Here is a 17,101-nt window from a genome sequence, read left to right on the forward strand (position 1 = left end):
AGCATGCGTCGCCCTATGGTAGCTGGTAACTGGAAGATGCACGGTACCCGCGCCAGCGTCGCTGAGCTGATCAACGGCCTTCGTCATCTGGCCTTGCCAAGCGGTGTTGATGTCGCGGTATTCCCGCCTTGCTTGCATATCAATCAAGTGATTGATGGCTTGAAGGGTAAGTCGATTCAGGTCGGCGCGCAGAACTCTGCGGTGGAATCCATGCAAGGTGCATTGACGGGTGAGATCGCCCCGAGTCAGTTGGTGGATGCAGGTTGTTCCCTGGTGCTGGTTGGGCACTCCGAGCGCCGCCTGATCATGGGTGAGCGTGACGCGACTCTCAATCGCAAGTTCGCAGCGGCGCAGGCCTGTGGCTTGAAGCCGGTTCTGTGTGTAGGGGAGACCCTCGAGCAGCGCGAAGCCGGGAAGACTCTAGAGGTTGTCGGGCGTCAGCTGGGCAGCATCATCGAAGAGTTGGGTGTTGGTGCGTTCGCCAATGCTGTTATCGCTTACGAGCCGGTCTGGGCCATTGGTACCGGGCTGACTGCGACACCGCAGCAGGCGCAGGATGTGCACGCAGCTATCCGCGCGCAGTTGGCGGCAGAAAATTCTGAAGTGGCACGAGGTGTGCGGCTTCTATACGGCGGCAGCGTGAAGGCGGCCAATGCGGTCGAACTGTTCGGCATGCCGGATATCGATGGGGGGCTCATTGGTGGAGCTTCCCTGAATGCAGATGAGTTCGGTGCGATCTGTCGCGCCGCGGGAAACTGAAAAAATGCTGGAAACAGTCGTAGTCGTTTTTCATCTGCTGGGTGCCCTGGGCGTAGTTGCTCTGGTTTTGCTGCAGCAGGGTAAAGGTGCGGATGCTGGCGCGTCTTTCGGTGCAGGTGCTTCAAATACTGTGTTCGGAAGCCAAGGTTCCTCTACCTTTCTTAGTAAGTTTACTGCTATACTTGCCGCCGGTTTCTTCATAACCAGCTTGGGGTTAGGTTACTTTGCTAAAGAGAAAGCTCACCAGCTGACTCAAGTAGGTTTGCCAGATCCAGCAGTGCTTGAAGTACCAAAGCAAAAACCGGCTTCTGATGATGTCCCGGTGCTCCAAGAGCAAAAGTCGGCCAACAGCGCGACTGACGTACCTCCAGCTCCAGAGCAAAAGTAAGAAGAGTTTCACGCAGTAACGTAGTCTATGCCGAGGTGGTGGAATTGGTAGACACGCAACCTTGAGGTGGTTGTGCCCATAGGGTGTAGGGGTTCGAGTCCCCTTCTCGGTACCAATTATCAGGAGAGCCCGCTGTTGCGGGCTTTCTTGTAGGTGGAAGGTTACATTGACCCAAAAAGGGATCAGTCGTATACTTCCGCCCCAGCTTTGTCGCGGGGTGGAGCAGTCTGGTAGCTCGTCGGGCTCATAACCCGAAGGTCGTCGGTTCAAATCCGGCCCCCGCAACCAGTTTTAGCGGAGCCCCTTTTCAGGGGCTTTTTGTTAGCTGGACACTTTACAACGCCGCTATTCAACGGCGTTTCCGGGATGGGCGCTTCGCCCATTTTTTATTTGCACAAGCATGCACGAGGGGGTTCAGGTGTCGAGCAAGCTAGAACAGTTGCAGGCCTTGTTGGCCCCGGTGGTCGTGGCCCTTGGCTATGAATGCTGGGGTATTGAGTTTTCGGCTCAGGGTCGCCACTCATTGTTGCGCGTTTATATCGATAAAGAAGGCGGCGTGCTGGTGGACGATTGCGCCATCGTCAGCCGTCAGATCAGTGGTGTTCTCGACGTAGAAGATCCGATCTCCGTTGAATACACCCTTGAAGTTTCCTCTCCTGGCATGGAACGCCCACTGTTCACTCTTGAACAGTTTGCCAAGTATGTCGGTGAGCAAGTGAAGATCAAGCTGCGCTCGCCCTTCGAAGGTCGGCGTAATTTTCAGGGCCTTCTCCGCGGGGTGGAGGAACAGGATGTCGTGGTGCAAGTGGATGACCATGAGTTCCTGTTGCCGATCGATATGATCGACAAGGCCAACATAATTCCCAGTTTTGACTGAGACGCGGATCCCGCGGATCCAATGGCTTGCGAAAGGCGAGGCGTACGATGAGCAAAGAAGTACTGCTGGTTGTTGAGTCGGTATCCAATGAAAAGGGTGTACCGGCAAGCGTAATTTTTGAAGCGCTGGAGCTGGCCCTGGCCACTGCTACCAAGAAGCGTTTTGAGGACGAAGTAGACCTGCGTGTGGAAATCAATCGCCACACCGGTTCCTACGAAACTTTCCGTCGCTGGACGGTGGTCGAAGAAGCCGACCTGGATGATCCAGCGGTCGAGACCTGGTTGAGCAAGGCTCGCGAAACCCATCCCGACGCCAAAGTCGGTGATGTGATCGAAGAAAAGATCGAATCCATCGAGTTCGGCCGCATCGCTGCCCAGACCGCCAAGCAGGTCATCGTGCAGAAGGTTCGCGAAGCCGAGCGTGCACAGGTAGTTGATGCCTATCGCGAGCGCCTGGGGGAAATCATCTCCGGCACCGTGAAAAAAGTGACACGTGACAACGTGATCGTCGACCTGGGTAACAACGCCGAGGCGTTGCTGGCCCGTGAAGACATCATCTCCCGTGAGACTTTCCGGGTTGGCGTGCGCCTGCGCGCGCTGCTCAAGGAAATCCGCACCGAGAACCGCGGCCCGCAGCTGATCCTGTCGCGTACCGCGCCGGAAATGCTGATCGAGCTGTTCCGTATCGAGGTGCCGGAAATTGCCGAAGGCCTGATCGAAGTAATGGCCGCCTCCCGTGATCCGGGTTCGCGGGCCAAGATCGCAGTTCGCTCCAAGGACAAGCGCATCGACCCGCAGGGCGCGTGCATTGGTATGCGCGGTTCGCGCGTCCAGGCCGTTTCCGGTGAGTTGGGTGGCGAGCGTGTGGATATCGTCCTGTGGGATGAGAACCCGGCGCAGTTCGTGATTAACGCCATGTCGCCGGCCGAAGTCGCGGCAATTATCGTCGACGAAGATGCCCATGCCATGGACATCGCCGTTGGCGCAGACAATCTGGCTCAAGCCATCGGTCGTGGTGGTCAGAACGTGCGTCTGGCCAGCCAACTGACTGGCTGGACCCTGAACGTGATGACCGAATCGGACATCCAGGCCAAGCAGCAAGCAGAAACCGGCGACATCCTGCGCAATTTCATCGACGAGCTGGAAGTCGATGAAGAACTGGCACAGGTTCTGGTTGATGAAGGCTTCACCAGCCTGGAAGAGATTGCCTACGTACCGCTGGAAGAAATGCTCAACATCGACGGCTTTGACGAAGACATCGTCAACGAGCTTCGCGCTCGGGCCAAGGATCGCTTGTTGACTAAAGCCATCGCTACTGAGGAAAAGCTGGCAGACGCCCATCCGGCCGAAGACCTGCTCTCGCTTGAGGGTATGGACAAGGATTTGGCGATGGAACTGGCGGTGCGCGGCGTAATTACCCGCGAAGACCTGGCCGAGCAGTCTATTGACGACCTGCTCGACATCGACGGCATTGACGATGATCGTGCCGGCAAGTTGATCATGGCCGCCCGAGCCCACTGGTTCGAGTAATTAGGCGCGGCCTGAGGAGAGAAGTGCATGACGCAAGTCACGGTGAAACAACTGGCCGATGAGGTCAAAACACCGGTAGAGCGCCTGCTGCAGCAGATGCGTGAGGCAGGTCTGCCGCACACCGCCGCCGAGGAACATGTGAGCGACAGTGAGAAGCAGTCGTTGCTGACTCACCTGAAAAGCAGCCACAAGGCGAAAGTGGAAGAACCACGCAAAATCACTTTGCAGCGCAAGACCACCAGCACCCTGCGGGTTGCTGGGAGCAAGAGCATCAGCGTTGAAGTGCGCAAGAAGAAAGTCTTCGTACAGCGCAGCCCGGAAGAAATCGAAGCCGAGCGTCAACGTGAACTGGAAGAACGTCGCGCAGTAGAAAATGCTGCTCGTCAGAAGGCTGAAGAAGAAGCCAAGCGTCGCGCCGAAGAAGAAGCGCGTCGCCAGCCTGCTCCGGTTGCCGAGCCGGTGGCTGCGCAAGCAGCAGCTCCTGCTCCAGCGCCTGTAGTCGAGCCTGTGCAGGAAGCTCCGGTGGCCACTGCGGCTCCAGCAGCTGACGCGCGCAAGAAAGACGAACAGCGCCGTCCGGACAAGACCCGCAACGACGACAACCGTCGTGGTGGCGATGGCGAGCGCAAAAATGCTCCGCATCGTGCTTCGGTCAAGGAAAAGGCGCCAGCTCCGCGCGTTGCCCCACGTACCACCGACGAAGAAAGCGATGGCTTCCGTCGTGGTGGTCGCGGCAAGGCCAAGCTGAAGAAGCGCAATGCTCACGGTTTCCAGAGCCCAACCGGGCCAGTGGTACGTGACGTGCAGATCGGCGAGACCATCACTGTGGGCGAACTGGCCCAGCAGATGTCGGTCAAGGCTGCCGAAGTCATCAAGTTCATGTTCAAGCTGGGTACTCCAGCCACCATCAACCAGGTTCTGGACCAGGAAACTGCCCAGCTGGTTGCTGAAGAACTGGGCCACAAAGTGACCCTGGTCAGCGACACCGCCCTGGAAGATTCCCTGGCCGAGTCCCTGAAGTTCGAAGGTGAAGCGGTTGCCCGTGCGCCGGTCGTGACCGTAATGGGCCACGTTGACCACGGTAAGACCTCGTTGCTGGACTACATCCGTCGCGCCAAAGTGGCCGCGGGCGAGGCCGGCGGCATCACCCAGCACATCGGTGCCTACCACGTAGAAACCGAGCGCGGCATGGTCACCTTCCTCGACACCCCAGGTCACGCCGCGTTTACCGCCATGCGTGCCCGTGGTGCCAAGGCCACCGACATCGTGATCCTGGTGGTTGCAGCGGACGACGGCGTGATGCCGCAGACCGTTGAAGCCGTTCAGCACGCACAAGCTGCCGGCGTTCCGCTGGTGGTTGCGGTGAACAAGATCGACAAGCCGGGCGCCGACCTGGACCGTATCCGCAGTGAGCTTTCGGTTCACGGCGTGACGTCGGAAGACTGGGGTGGTGATACTCCATTCGTACCGGTCTCCGCGAAAATGGGTACTGGCGTCGACGACCTGCTGGAAGCTGTTCTGCTGCAGGCCGAAGTCCTGGAACTCAAGGCGACTCCTTCGGCCCCGGGCCGTGGTGTCGTGGTCGAGTCCCGCCTCGACAAGGGCCGCGGCCCGGTAGCTACCGTGCTGGTTCAGGACGGTACGCTGCGTCAAGGCGACATGGTGCTGGTCGGCTCGAACTATGGCCGCGTGCGCGCCATGCTCGACGAGAACGGCAAGCCAATCAAGGAAGCCGGTCCTTCCATTCCGGTCGAGATCCTCGGCCTGGACGGTACTCCGGACGCTGGCGACGAGATGAGCGTGGTTGCCGACGAGAAGAAAGCCCGTGAAGTGGCGCTGTTCCGCCAAGGCAAGTTCCGCGAGGTCAAGCTGGCCCGTGCTCACGCCGGCAAGCTGGAAAACATCTTCGAAAGCATGGGTCAGGAAGAGAAGAAGACGCTCAACATCGTCCTCAAATCCGACGTCCGTGGTTCGCTGGAAGCTCTGCAAGGCGCTCTGAACGGCCTGGGCAACGACGAAGTGCAAGTGCGCGTAGTGGGTGGCGGCGTCGGTGGTATCACCGAAAGCGACGCCAACCTGGCACTGGCCTCCAACGCTGTACTGTTCGGCTTCAACGTGCGTGCCGATGCCGGCGCACGGAAGATCGTCGAGCAGGAAGGTCTGGATATGCGTTACTACAACGTGATCTACGACATCATCGAAGACGTCAAGAAAGCCCTGACCGGTATGCTGGGCAGCGACGTTCGGGAGAACATCCTGGGTGTTGCCGAAGTTCGCGACGTGTTCCGCTCGCCGAAGTTTGGCGCGATCGCCGGTTGCATGGTCATCGAAGGTGTCGTGCACCGTAACCGTCCAATCCGCGTACTGCGTGAAGACATCGTTATCTTCGAAGGCGAGCTGGAATCCCTGCGCCGCTTCAAGGATGACGCCTCTGAAGTACGTGCCGGCATGGAATGCGGTATCGGCGTGAAGAGCTACAACGACGTCAAAGTCGGCGACAAGATCGAAGTCTTCGAGAAGGTCCAGGTTGCTCGCAGCCTCTAACTCGCGCACTTCAAGAGCCCTGATGGCCGCTCGCATGCAAATGCACGGCGCCCTCGGCGGCCTCTAAACGCAACGCCCGGTCTGGCTTCTGCCAGGCCGGGCGTTTGCCGCTTTCAGACCACACGGGTTTCACCGTGAGGCAGTAACAGGTAACAAGACATGGCAAAAGAATACAGCCGTACCCAACGTATCGGTGATCAGATGCAGCGCGAACTGGCGCAACTGATCCGTCGTGAAGTCAAGGATCCACGCGTCGGCCTGGTGACCATCACCGCCGTGGAAGTCAGCCGCGACGTCGGCCACGCGAAGATCTTCATCACCGTGATGGGCCAGGAAAACGCCGAACAAATTGCCCAGAGCATCAAGGTGCTGAACTCGGCGGCAGGTTTCCTGCGCATGCAATTGGCCAAGGAAATGAAGCTGCGTAGCGTGCCGCAACTGCACTTCCATTACGACGAGAGCGTCGCCCGCGGGGCGCACCTGTCGGCCCTGATCGAGCGTGCCGTGGCTGAAGACAGCCAGCATGGCGACGCGCCTGCCCCTGAAGACGCCAAGGAGTAAGCGGTGGCTCAGGTCAAGCGTATCCGTCGTAACGTCAGCGGCATCATCCTCCTGGACAAGCCGTTGGGCTTCACCTCCAACGCGGCGCTGCAGAAGGTCCGTTGGCTGCTCAACGCCGAGAAGGCCGGCCACACCGGTAGCCTCGACCCCCTGGCCACCGGCGTTTTGCCGCTGTGCTTTGGCGAGGCCACCAAGTTCTCGCAATACTTGCTCGATTCCGACAAGGGTTACGAAACCCTGGCTCAGTTGGGCAAGACCACCACCACCGCGGACGCTGAAGGCGAAGTTTTGCAGACCCGCGAAGTGACCGTTGGTCGTGCCGATATCGAGGCGGTATTGCCGGAATTTCGTGGCGAAATCAAGCAGATACCGCCGATGTACTCGGCCCTCAAGCGCGATGGCCAGCCACTCTACAAACTGGCTCGTGCAGGGGAAGTGGTGGAGCGCGAACCGCGTTCTGTTACTATTGCGCGCTTGGAATTGCTCGCCTTCGAAGGTGACACTGCTCGCCTGGCGGTGGACTGCAGCAAAGGCACCTATATCCGCACCCTGGTGGAAGATATCGGTGAAAAGCTCGGCTGTGGTGCCTACGTTGCAGAACTGCGACGGACCCAGGCCGGACCTTTCAGCCTGGCGCAGACGGTCACCCTGGAAGAGCTTGAAGCAGTGCACGCCGAAGGCGGCAACGAAGCGGTAGACCGCTTCCTGATGCCATCGGACAGCGGTCTGCTGGATTGGCCGCTGCTGCAGTTCTCGGAGCACAGCGCGTTCTACTGGCTCAACGGCCAGCCGGTACGTGCCCCGGATGCACCGAAGTTCGGCATGGTGCGGGTACAGGATCACAACGGTCGCTTCATCGGTATCGGTGAAGTGAGCGAAGATGGGCGCATCGCGCCGCGTCGACTGATTCGGTCAGAATGACCGGACGAGGGTGGCTGTTAACAGGCACGGTCACTACTCATTTATAGATACAGGGATTTGTCCCTGGCCTGTTGAAACTGTTCTTGAACAGTTTCCTGATATAAGGATTGCCCACATGGCACTCAGCGTTGAAGAAAAAGCTCAGATCGTAACCGACTACCAGCAAGCTGTTGGTGACACTGGTTCGCCAGAAGTGCAAGTTGCACTGCTGACCGCCAACATCAACAAACTGCAAGGTCACTTCAAAGCCAACGGTAAAGACCACCACTCCCGTCGTGGCCTGATCCGCATGGTAAACCAGCGTCGTAAGCTGCTGGACTACCTGAAAGGCAAGGACCTGAGCCGTTACAGCACCCTGATCGGTCGTCTGGGTCTGCGTCGCTAATCAGCGATTGCGCTATGAGGTTGGTTGTTTGCCATGCGTCAGCGGTTTTTCCGCCGGCGTATGGCAGGCTTCCAGCCTCAAGTTTTATCTGCTGCACTGTTTTACCTGGACAATAAAGGCTGGGCCGATTCCCCGCATTGCCCAAGAATTTCGCAAGAATCAAGTTTCCCCAAGAGCCACAAAGAAGGTAGGACACCGTGAACCCGGTAATCAAAAAATTCCAGTTCGGTCAGTCGACCGTAACCCTCGAGACTGGCCGTATCGCCCGTCAGGCCTCCGGCGCAGTATTGGTCACCGTTGACGACGACGTCAGCGTATTGGTGACCGTGGTTGGCGCCAAGCAAGCCGATCCAGGCAAGGGCTTCTTCCCTCTGTCTGTTCACTACCAGGAAAAGACTTACGCTGCCGGTAAGATCCCTGGCGGTTTCTTCAAGCGCGAAGGCCGTCCTTCCGAGAAAGAAACCCTGACCTCGCGTCTGATCGACCGTCCGATCCGCCCTCTGTTCCCAGAAGGCTTCATGAACGAAGTGCAGGTAGTCTGCACCGTGGTTTCCACCAGCAAGAAGACCGATCCGGACATCGCTGCGATGATCGGTACCTCGGCTGCCCTGGCGATCTCCGGCATTCCTTTCGACGGCCCGATCGGCGCCGCTCGCGTGGCATTCCACGAAAGCACCGGTTACCTGCTGAACCCGACCTACGAGCAACTGGCTGCTTCGAGCCTGGACATGGTCGTGGCCGGTACCGAAGAAGCCGTACTGATGGTTGAATCGGAAGCCAAAGAGCTGACCGAAGACCAGATGCTGGGCGCTGTACTGTTCGCCCACGACGAATTCCAGTCGGTGATCAAGGCTGTCAAAGAGCTGGCCGCCGAAGCTGCCAAACCTACCTGGGACTGGGCTGCTGCCCCAGAAGCCACCGAACTGCTGGGCGCTATCCGTGCCGAGTTCGGCGAAGCCATCTCCCAGGCTTACACCATCACCGTCAAGGCCGACCGTTACGCTCGCCTGGGCGAGCTGAAAGACCAGGTCGTCGCCAAGCTCTCCGGTGAAGAAGGCCAGCCTTCGGCGTCCGACGTCAAAGCCGCTTTCGGCGAGATCGAATACCGCACCGTTCGCGAAAACATCGTCAACGGCAAGCCACGTATCGACGGCCGCGACACTCGCACTGTACGTCCGCTGAACATTGAAGTCGGCGTACTGCCCAAGACTCACGGTTCGGCCCTGTTCACCCGTGGCGAAACCCAGGCCCTGGTGGTTGCGACCCTGGGTACTGCCCGTGACGCACAGCTGCTGGACACCCTGGAAGGCGAGAAGAAAGACCCCTTCATGCTGCACTACAACTTCCCTCCGTTCTCGGTGGGCGAGTGTGGTCGCATGGGCGGCGCTGGTCGTCGTGAAATCGGTCACGGCCGTCTGGCCCGTCGTTCGGTCCAGGCCATGCTGCCAGCCGCCGACGTGTTCCCTTACACCATCCGCGTAGTATCGGAAATCACCGAGTCCAACGGTTCCAGCTCCATGGCTTCCGTGTGCGGTGCTTCCCTGGCGCTGATGGACGCTGGTGTACCAATGAAGGCGCCGGTTGCCGGTATCGCCATGGGCCTGGTCAAGGAAGGCGAGAAGTTCGCAGTCCTGACCGACATCCTGGGTGACGAAGACCACCTGGGCGACATGGACTTCAAGGTAGCCGGTACCGCCAAAGGCGTCACCGCGCTGCAGATGGACATCAAGATCAAGGGCATCACCGAAGAGATCATGGAGATCGCCCTGGGCCAGGCCCTGGAAGCTCGCCTGAACATCCTCGGTCAGATGAACCAGATCATCGGTCAGTCCCGTACCGAGCTGTCGGCCAACGCTCCGACCATGATCGCGATGAAGATCGACACCGACAAGATCCGTGACGTCATCGGTAAAGGCGGCGCCACCATCCGCGCGATCTGTGAAGAAACCAAAGCTTCGATCGACATCGAGGACGACGGCTCGATCAAGATCTTCGGCGAAACCAAGGAAGCTGCAGAGGCCGCGCGTCAGCGCGTTCTGGGCATCACCGCGGAAGCCGAGATCGGCAAGATCTACGTCGGCAAGGTTGAGCGCATCGTTGACTTCGGTGCCTTCGTCAACATCCTGCCGGGCAAGGACGGTCTGGTGCACATCTCCATGCTGAGCGACGCTCGCGTTGAGAAAGTCACCGACATCCTGAAAGAAGGCCAGGAAGTGGAAGTGCTGGTACTGGACGTGGACAACCGCGGCCGTATCAAGCTGTCCATCAAAGACGTGGCAGCAGCCAAGGCTTCGGGCGTTTAATCACCCTTTAGCCTTACGCTGAACAAGCAGATGCCCCGACTGGTTCGGGGCGTTTTGCTATCTGCGATAAAAGCCGCTCGGTTGCCGGCCCGGGACGCTGGTGCTAGGTTTTAGCCCACGCCGGTGTAGCTCAGTCGGTAGAGCAGCGCACTCGTAACGCGAAGGTCGCAGGTTCGATTCCTGTCTCCGGCACCACATTTCGGGTTGAGAGCAGTTTATGGCTGTCTAAACCCACCCTCCCAACAAAGTTCGCCAGGCTTTGAATGAGCACCCTTGAAAGGCAGGAAACTACGAGGCACCCGCAAAAGTGTGCCCTGGAAGTTTCAGAGGTTCCCGGTGCTATTCAATTGAGCGCTCCTATAGTTGTTTGTGGGCGTGCGCCTCATTGTTTATGCGGATTTAGCAGCCAGAGAGACTTGTATCAACGAAGACTTTCCGCGCCTGTACTCAGCATCCTGTACCGAGTTTTAAGCGGTTTGCTCGGGGTTATCTGGTTTCGGTGTTTTTGTGTCTGGACGAGGTTAGTGCCCAGTTGCTCACACCTGTGCGGGTCATGAACCGGGTGGTAGCAGCCAGGGGCATTGCGCATAATGACGCCCGCAAATCATGGAGTGACCGGTGTGAAGAAGTGGAAGTTGGCTTTGGCCGGCGTAGTGTCGCTGTCCCTTGCAGCCTGTGAGAAAGGACCCTCTTATGAGTTTGAGGGGGAATATTTTGCCGCTGAAGGCGAAGACTGCACGACGCCAACGAATACCAAAGACCTGGAGCAATATTTCTTAAGAATAACCAAGCAGGTACAGGGTGGAAGTGTGTTGTATTCCGCTGAGTTTCCTGCTGCTTCAAGGGCTCGGCTGCCTGTTGTCAGCGCGCAAAGCGTTTCACCAGGCGATGATAATGAACTGACTTTCAATTTCACTGAGACCAAGGTGCCGGAGAGTCGTCCAGAGAGTCCGAGATTGAATTTCGTAGTTACTGTCATCCCTAATCAAAGCAAGGAAGGGTATCTATGGCTGACTAGAGCCGGGATCCTCATAGCCAAGGATGGAGAAGTAAAGGAGTTCGATATTCTCGATAATCTAAGAAGGCTTATCGATGTCGGGCAGACAGGAGCTTGCTTGAGAAAAGGAACAGCTACGGCTGTGGGGTCCTAGCTCCGTAACCTGGTGAAACACCGGCATGAAATATCGCTGCGGCTGCATTTGCGAAATCTCGTTCTCTGAGGGGTCTGCCGGGCTGGCGTCTGCCGATGGCTTGGAAAACCCGGAGTTTTTCTCCAATGGGTGCATCAGGTCATATAAATCGTGGACCAAAGGTCCTATATTCGGTCCCTGTCTGAGTACCAGCATGCTGTTTTCAGATGATCCAGAATGGTTCTGAAGGCCAGATAAATCGAAGTTCACAACGGTTTTTTGCGGCAGAGAGATCCCAACGATCCAGATCCATCTTCCATTCCCACGATCAGAGAGAACGAGATGATTCCTAAAGAGGCAAGAATCGACGTAGCGCTTGAAAGGTACCTGGCTGCCACGCCTTCCTTGCAAGAGGAAATCAGCGCCCTGAGCCCGGAAGAGCAGAAGCAGCAGGCGCAATGGGCGTTCGAGGACGAGGCGGAATCCCGCGGCATAGAGCCATGGGAACTGGTGCTCGATCTGGTGGCAGAAACACCGGAGGAACTGAAGGCCATGCGCCTGGAGGTGCATCAGGAAGTTGCTGAAGCGCTGGGCATGGACCTGGAGGACTATCTGCAGCTCAACGAGATCGACGGTTGAGCACGACGCCAGCCTGAACCAGGCTGGCGTTTTTCATGGCTCAGAGGCTCAAGCGCATGGACAGGTCCAGCGCTTTCACGTCCTTGGTCATGGCACCGATGGAAATGTAATCCACCCCGGTCTCGGCGATCGGGCGCAGGGTGCTTTCGTTGATCCCGCCACTGGCTTCCAGCTTGGCCTTGCCGGCGTTCAGGCGCACGGCCTCGCGCATGTCGTCCAGGCTCAGTTCGTCGAGCATGATGATGTCGGCCCCGGCGGCCAGGGCCTCCTTCAGTTCCTCCAGGCTTTCCACTTCCACTTCCACCGGCTTGCCCGGGGCGATCCTGTGGGCGGCGCTGATGGCCTGGGCGATACCGCCGCAGGCAGCGATATGGTTTTCCTTGATCAGGAAGGCGTCATACAGGCCGATGCGGTGGTTGTGGCAACCGCCGCAGGTGACCGCGTACTTCTGTGCCAGGCGCAGCCCCGGCAGGGTCTTGCGGGTATCCAGCAGCTTGACCTGGGTATCGGCGACAAAGTCCGCCAGGTACCGCGCGCGGGTGGCCACGCCGGACAGCAGTTGCAGAAAGTTCAGGGCACTACGCTCGCCGGTGAGCAGCGAGCGGGCTGGGCCTTCGAGGTGGAAAAGCACCTGGTTGGGCACCACCCGCTCACCGTCGGCCACTTGCCAGTGCACAGCGACCCGCGGGTCCAGCTGGCGAAAGACCGCATCGACCCAGGCGGTGCCGGCGACTACTGCGGCTTCGCGGGTAATGATGGTGGCCTTGGCCAGACGTTCGGCCGGGATCAGTTGCGCGGTGATGTCGCCGCTGCCGATGTCTTCCAGCAACGCACGGCGCACGTTGGCTTCGATTTCGGCGGTCAGGTCGGCGAGGCGTAGATTCGGCATAACGGGCTCCACAAACAAAGTGCGCCGATTATAGGGCCAGGGGATCAGCGAACCCAAGGTGGCAAATGCCTGCAAGGCATTGGCGAACCTGTCCTGGATGGCTTTGTCTGATGAATAGGAGTGACTTTTCTTGAGTCGCTAGGGGTTATTTCGGAGGAGGCCACAGAGTCTGCTGGCGCAAGAGGGGACTTTTACAAGATAATATGACTTGTAATTGACGTCATAGCTTTGACGTGTCTTTGGCTTCCCCCTAAATGAAGTGCAGTGGAGTGCATGCGCCTCCGCTGAGAGCCGGCTGTGAGCGTCGTCGGCTTGACTGAATCTTGATCTCGAACCGAAGAAACACCTTTCCAGGAGGCTTGGATGCACAACGACGGGAATGTAGTGCCTTTGCACAAGGCCGCTACAGATCAGGCGACCGCTTCGCCGCTTGCCCGCCTGCCTGTGATTCTGCTTCAGGTCCGAGACAAGGCCGCCCAGCAATTGCGCCACGGCTTGCAGGAACTGTTCGATAACGCTGATGACACCCTGTTCGAAATGGCCGATCGGGCCCGCAACAACGTCGAGCAAAACACCCTCTTCGAAGCCATGCGCGACCTGCGGCTGAAGCGCAAGAGCATCGAGCGCGGTTTCTTGGAGGCGTTCTTCCAGGCTTTTGCCTGCCTGGTGCAGTATGACCCGGCCCTGGCCATTCCCCATGCCGTGGTCTACGACCCATCACTGGATCCGTCCCACGATGACCTGGAAAAGACCGTCGCGGTGGATGCCATGGTGGCCAAGGTGCTCAACCGTGATGGCTTCGCCCTGGGGCAGTTGACGGAGCGCCTGAGTGTGCTGCTGGGACGGCGCCTGGTGGATGGGGACAACCCCCTGGGGCCGGCGCTGCTCTGCGAGTATTTCCTCCAGGCCGGGCGCAGCCTGGGGGTGGAAATCAAGGTCAAGCTGATCATCCTCAAGTTGTTCGAGCGTTATGTGCTCAGCGATGCCGAACAACTCTATGCCGAAGCCAACCAACTGTTGATCGCCACCGGGATCCTGCCGGAACTGATGCCTGCTCCGGCCCGCCGGGCGGCCGATCGAGCCCAGGCCGAGGCCCGTGCGGCAGCGACCGAGGGGGGCACGGCGAAATCCAGCCAGTCGCAGCTCGACGAGAGCGTGCAGGAAGTTTTCGCCGCCCTGCAGACCCTGCTGTTTCATGTGCGTGGCAGCGTGGCGCCGACCCTGGAGGCCAGCGCCGAAACCCAGCCGATTTCCACCCGCGACCTCATGCGCCTGCTGTCGCACCTGCAGCAATACGTGCCGGCGCCCAGCGCCCAGGACGATTTCGACCTGCGCAACCAGTTGGAACAATTGCTCACCCGGGTCAGCGTCAAGAGCGGCAAATCCCGGGTGGTGGATGTGGCCGATGAAGACGTGATCAACCTGATCGCCATGCTCTTCGAATGCATTCTCGATGACCGCAACCTGCCCGACTCGCTCAAGGCGCTGATTGGCCGCCTGCAGATTCCCATGCTCAAGGTGGCGGTGCTGGACAAGAGTTTCTTCAGCCGCGGCAATCACCCGGCCCGGCGCCTGCTCAATGAGATCGCCGCTGCAGCCATGGGCTGGGGCGGTTGCGATGACCACCAGCGTGACAGTCTGTACCTGCGGATCGAGCAAGTGGTGCAACGCCTGCTCAGCGAGTTCAGCGATGACCCGGCGATCTTCTCCGAGCTGCTGGCGGACTTCCTGGCCTTCACTGCCGACGAGCGGCGTCGCGCCGAGTTGCTGGAGCAGCGTACCCGTGACGCCGAGGAAGGGCGGGCCAGGGCCGAGCTGGCCCGGCGCCGGGTAGAGCAGGCCCTGAATGACGCCCTGCTGGGCAAGGTGTTGCCGCAGAAGGTGGTGGATTTTGTCCGCGAAGCCTGGAGCCAGGTGATGCTGCTCAGTTGCCTCAAGCACGGCGACGACTCGCCAGAGTGGCAAACTGCGGAGCAGACCCTGCTGGAGCTGATCTGGAGCGTGCAGCGCCATGAACAGCCGGATACTGCCATGCGCTTGCTGGCGCTGGTGCCGGGGTTGCTCAAGGGCCTGCGCGATGGTTTGAGCGCGGCGGCTTTCGATCCTTTCGCTACCAGCGAGTTCTTCAGCCAGCTGGAGCTCCTGCATTTGCAGGCATTCGAGCGCGAGGCTCAGGCCCCGCAACTGCAGGGTGCCGTCCTGGAAGCAGACCCTGCACACATGATCGTGGTGGCCGAAGAGATTGTCCTGCCCAGTGCTGAAGAGGGCCCGCTGGAAGTCGCGCCGCTGGCGTTGCCGGCCAACGACCCCAGCGTGCAATGGGTGGACCAACTGCGGCTTGGGGCCTGGGTCGAATTCCTGGAGGACGAGGACAACACCCTGCGCTGCAAACTGGCGGCGATTGTTCCCCATCCGGTGGCCAAATACGTGTTCGTCAACCGCACCGGCATGAAGGTGCTGGAGCGTACGCGCATGGGCCTGGCCCTGGAGTTCCAGCGCGGCGCAGTGCGCGCCCTGGATGACACCCTGCTGTTCGACCGCGCCCTGGAATCGGTGATCGGCAACCTGCAGCGACTCAATCACGGCAAGTGATCGCAACCCGAGGGGATAACGCGGCATACTGGACCACCCAAGGCTTTAGTTGAAGGAATCGGTATGCGGCTGGACCCTGCCACGGGGTGGTGTCATGGCGTACGGCATTGCCCGTCACCCAATTTCAATGAACGTCCGGCGGGCGAGATTTCCCTGCTGGTGATTCACAACATCAGCCTGCCGCCGGGGCAGTTCGGCACCGGCAAGGTGCAGGAATTCTTCCAGAATCGCCTTGATGTCACAGAGCATCCCTATTTTACCGGGATCGCCGATCTGCGTGTCTCTGCGCATTTTCTGATCGAGCGTGACGGCGCCATCACCCAATTCGTTTCCTGCCTGGATCGGGCCTGGCATGCCGGTGTCTCGAGTTTCCAGGGGCGTGAGACGTGCAACGACTTTTCCCTGGGCATCGAACTGGAAGGCACCGATGATCAGCCTTTCAGCGATGCTCAATATCACTCGTTGATCAGCCTGAGCAGGCAGCTGCGCCGGGCCTTCAGCGACATCACGCCACAACGGATCTGCGGGCATAGCGACATCGCGCCCGGGCGCAAGACCGACCCGGGCCCGGGATTCGACTGGGCACGCTTTCGTGCCGCCTTGGAGAAGGGGGAAGGACAATGAGTTTTCTGGTGTTGCTGTTGGCGGTGTGGATCGAGAAGTTCTCGGCCCTGCGCCAGCGGGTACAGCGTGATGGCTGGTGGCTGGGGGAATTGGCGCGTCTGGAGTCGAGCCCGCGTATGGCCGAGCATCCGTGGTGGCTGCTGATCGTCATGGTGTTGCTGCCGGTGGCGCTGCTCGGGCTGTTGCTGCTGGTGCTGGAGCCCATCGCCTATGGCTTGCTGGCGCTGCCGGTGCACCTGCTGGTGGTGATCTACGCCCTGGGTCGCGGCGACCTGCTGGGTGAACTGGGCCCGTTCCGTGACGCCTGGCGGCGTGAGGATCTGCAAGCGGCAGCCCATGTCGCAGAACGTGACCTGGGCATCTGCGCCGAAAATGGCGAACAACTGCTGGAGCGAGTGCAGGGCCACCTGCTGTGGCAGGCCTTCCAGAGTTTCTTCGCGGTGATCTTCTGGTACTTCCTGCTGGGGCCGGTAGCGGCCCTGAGCTATCGCCTGTTGGCTCTCGCCGCCGAACATGGCAAGAACCCCGCCCTGGTCGAACGCGCGGGGCAGTTGCGACATGCCTTCGACTGGTTGCCGGTGCGCCTGCTGGCGGCGAGTTTTGCCCTGGTGGGCAACTTTGTCGCAGTCGGCCGGGTGATGCTCCACGAGTTGCTCAACTGGCATATCGGTGCCGCGCAGTTGGTGGAAAAGGTCGGCCTGGTGGCCGCGGAAATCCCGCCGCCGGAAGTCGGGCCCGAAGGTATCAACAGCCTGGATCGTATCTGGGAGCTGTTGTTGCGGGCGGCGGTGCTCTGGTACGCCGGCTTTGCCCTGTGGACCGTCCTGGCCTGAGGTGAGCAAGGGCTGGCCCCAACCGCCCACCGAGGGTTTTCTGGCGCAGCGCATCGCAGAGAGTGCGACGGCTGCGCCGTCGATCGGCAGCAAGCTCCCTCGCTACAGCCCGCGAGCTGTCCCCTGG

15 protein-coding genes and 3 tRNA genes are annotated in these 17,101 nt (G+C 59.6%); 17 read left to right on the forward strand and 1 reads right to left on the reverse strand.

The genetic code is table 11. The features are described 5' to 3' along the window. Window positions 1–3 precede the first annotated feature (3 nt). From tpiA to AC1RGE_RS11600, 14 genes are all read left to right on the forward strand, one after another. Entirely contained in the window at window positions 4–759 is a 756-nt protein-coding gene (gene tpiA, locus AC1RGE_RS11535) for a triose-phosphate isomerase (RefSeq protein ID WP_015634119.1), read from the forward strand. A 4-nt stretch (window positions 760–763) separates the two neighbouring features. Beyond that, complete coding sequence (secG, locus tag AC1RGE_RS11540; RefSeq protein ID WP_015634120.1) at window positions 764–1,147, forward strand: preprotein translocase subunit SecG; 384 nt, start codon at window positions 764–766, stop codon at window positions 1,145–1,147. A gap of 29 nt (window positions 1,148–1,176) precedes the next feature. Beyond that, window positions 1,177–1,262, forward strand: a tRNA-Leu gene (locus tag AC1RGE_RS11545). Between the two features lie 96 nt (window positions 1,263–1,358). Beyond that, window positions 1,359–1,435, forward strand: a tRNA-Met gene (locus tag AC1RGE_RS11550). A 130-nt stretch (window positions 1,436–1,565) separates the two neighbouring features. Further along, a complete protein-coding gene (gene rimP / locus AC1RGE_RS11555) occupies window positions 1,566–2,024 on the forward strand; it encodes a ribosome maturation factor RimP (protein WP_041120545.1) in 459 nt (152 codons plus the stop codon). A 47-nt stretch (window positions 2,025–2,071) separates the two neighbouring features. Continuing rightward, the gene (gene nusA, locus AC1RGE_RS11560) at window positions 2,072–3,553 is read left to right on the forward strand and encodes a transcription termination factor NusA (RefSeq protein ID WP_011059201.1); all 1,482 of its coding nucleotides are present in this window, start codon (window positions 2,072–2,074) and stop codon (window positions 3,551–3,553) included. A 27-nt stretch (window positions 3,554–3,580) separates the two neighbouring features. After that, window positions 3,581–6,097, forward strand: a complete 2,517-nt coding sequence (gene infB / locus AC1RGE_RS11565; RefSeq protein ID WP_011059202.1) for a translation initiation factor IF-2 — start codon at window positions 3,581–3,583, stop codon at window positions 6,095–6,097. A 159-nt stretch (window positions 6,098–6,256) separates the two neighbouring features. Beyond that, entirely contained in the window at window positions 6,257–6,658 is a 402-nt protein-coding gene (rbfA, locus tag AC1RGE_RS11570; RefSeq protein WP_011059203.1) for a 30S ribosome-binding factor RbfA, read from the forward strand. A 3-nt stretch (window positions 6,659–6,661) separates the two neighbouring features. Next, complete coding sequence (truB, locus tag AC1RGE_RS11575) at window positions 6,662–7,579, forward strand: tRNA pseudouridine(55) synthase TruB (RefSeq protein WP_011059204.1); 918 nt, start codon at window positions 6,662–6,664, stop codon at window positions 7,577–7,579. Between the two features lie 115 nt (window positions 7,580–7,694). Beyond that, on the forward strand, window positions 7,695–7,964 hold the full coding sequence (gene rpsO, locus AC1RGE_RS11580; RefSeq protein WP_011059205.1) for a 30S ribosomal protein S15: 270 nt from the start codon (window positions 7,695–7,697) through the stop codon (window positions 7,962–7,964). Window positions 7,965–8,161: 197 nt separating this feature from the next. After that, complete coding sequence (gene pnp / locus AC1RGE_RS11585; RefSeq protein ID WP_015634122.1) at window positions 8,162–10,267, forward strand: polyribonucleotide nucleotidyltransferase; 2,106 nt, start codon at window positions 8,162–8,164, stop codon at window positions 10,265–10,267. A gap of 119 nt (window positions 10,268–10,386) precedes the next feature. After that, window positions 10,387–10,462: transfer RNA gene (locus tag AC1RGE_RS11590), tRNA-Thr, on the forward strand. 425 nt (window positions 10,463–10,887) lie between these two features. Further along, window positions 10,888–11,418 (forward strand): hypothetical protein, encoded by a 531-nt coding sequence (locus AC1RGE_RS11595; RefSeq protein ID WP_492584328.1) that lies wholly within the window; start codon window positions 10,888–10,890, stop codon window positions 11,416–11,418. 321 nt (window positions 11,419–11,739) lie between these two features. Next, window positions 11,740–12,036 carry a DUF6388 family protein gene (locus tag AC1RGE_RS11600; RefSeq protein ID WP_015634123.1) on the forward strand — a complete coding sequence of 99 codons (297 nt, stop codon included), beginning with the start codon at window positions 11,740–11,742 and terminating at the stop codon, window positions 12,034–12,036. A gap of 40 nt (window positions 12,037–12,076) precedes the next feature. Here the strand turns inward: AC1RGE_RS11600 and nadC are convergent, their stop codons facing one another. After that, a complete protein-coding gene (nadC, locus tag AC1RGE_RS11605; protein WP_015634124.1) occupies window positions 12,077–12,925 on the reverse strand; it encodes a carboxylating nicotinate-nucleotide diphosphorylase in 849 nt (282 codons plus the stop codon). A 363-nt stretch (window positions 12,926–13,288) separates the two neighbouring features. Here nadC and AC1RGE_RS11610 point away from each other — a divergent pair, with 363 nt between their 5' ends. The 3 genes from AC1RGE_RS11610 (at window position 13,289) to ampE (ending at window position 16,974) form a co-directional block, all read left to right on the forward strand. Beyond that, the gene (locus AC1RGE_RS11610) at window positions 13,289–15,517 is read left to right on the forward strand and encodes a DUF1631 domain-containing protein (RefSeq protein ID WP_019095646.1); all 2,229 of its coding nucleotides are present in this window, start codon (window positions 13,289–13,291) and stop codon (window positions 15,515–15,517) included. Between the two features lie 63 nt (window positions 15,518–15,580). Continuing rightward, the gene (ampD, locus tag AC1RGE_RS11615; protein WP_492584330.1) at window positions 15,581–16,141 is read left to right on the forward strand and encodes a 1,6-anhydro-N-acetylmuramyl-L-alanine amidase AmpD; all 561 of its coding nucleotides are present in this window, start codon (window positions 15,581–15,583) and stop codon (window positions 16,139–16,141) included. Continuing rightward, complete coding sequence (gene ampE / locus AC1RGE_RS11620) at window positions 16,138–16,974, forward strand: regulatory signaling modulator protein AmpE (RefSeq protein ID WP_492584332.1); 837 nt, start codon at window positions 16,138–16,140, stop codon at window positions 16,972–16,974. The genes ampD and ampE overlap by 4 nt, the downstream gene beginning before the upstream one ends. The last annotated feature ends 127 nt before the right edge of the window (window positions 16,975–17,101 follow it).

The organism is Pseudomonas sp. GW823-FHT02C05 (assembly GCF_058797595.1).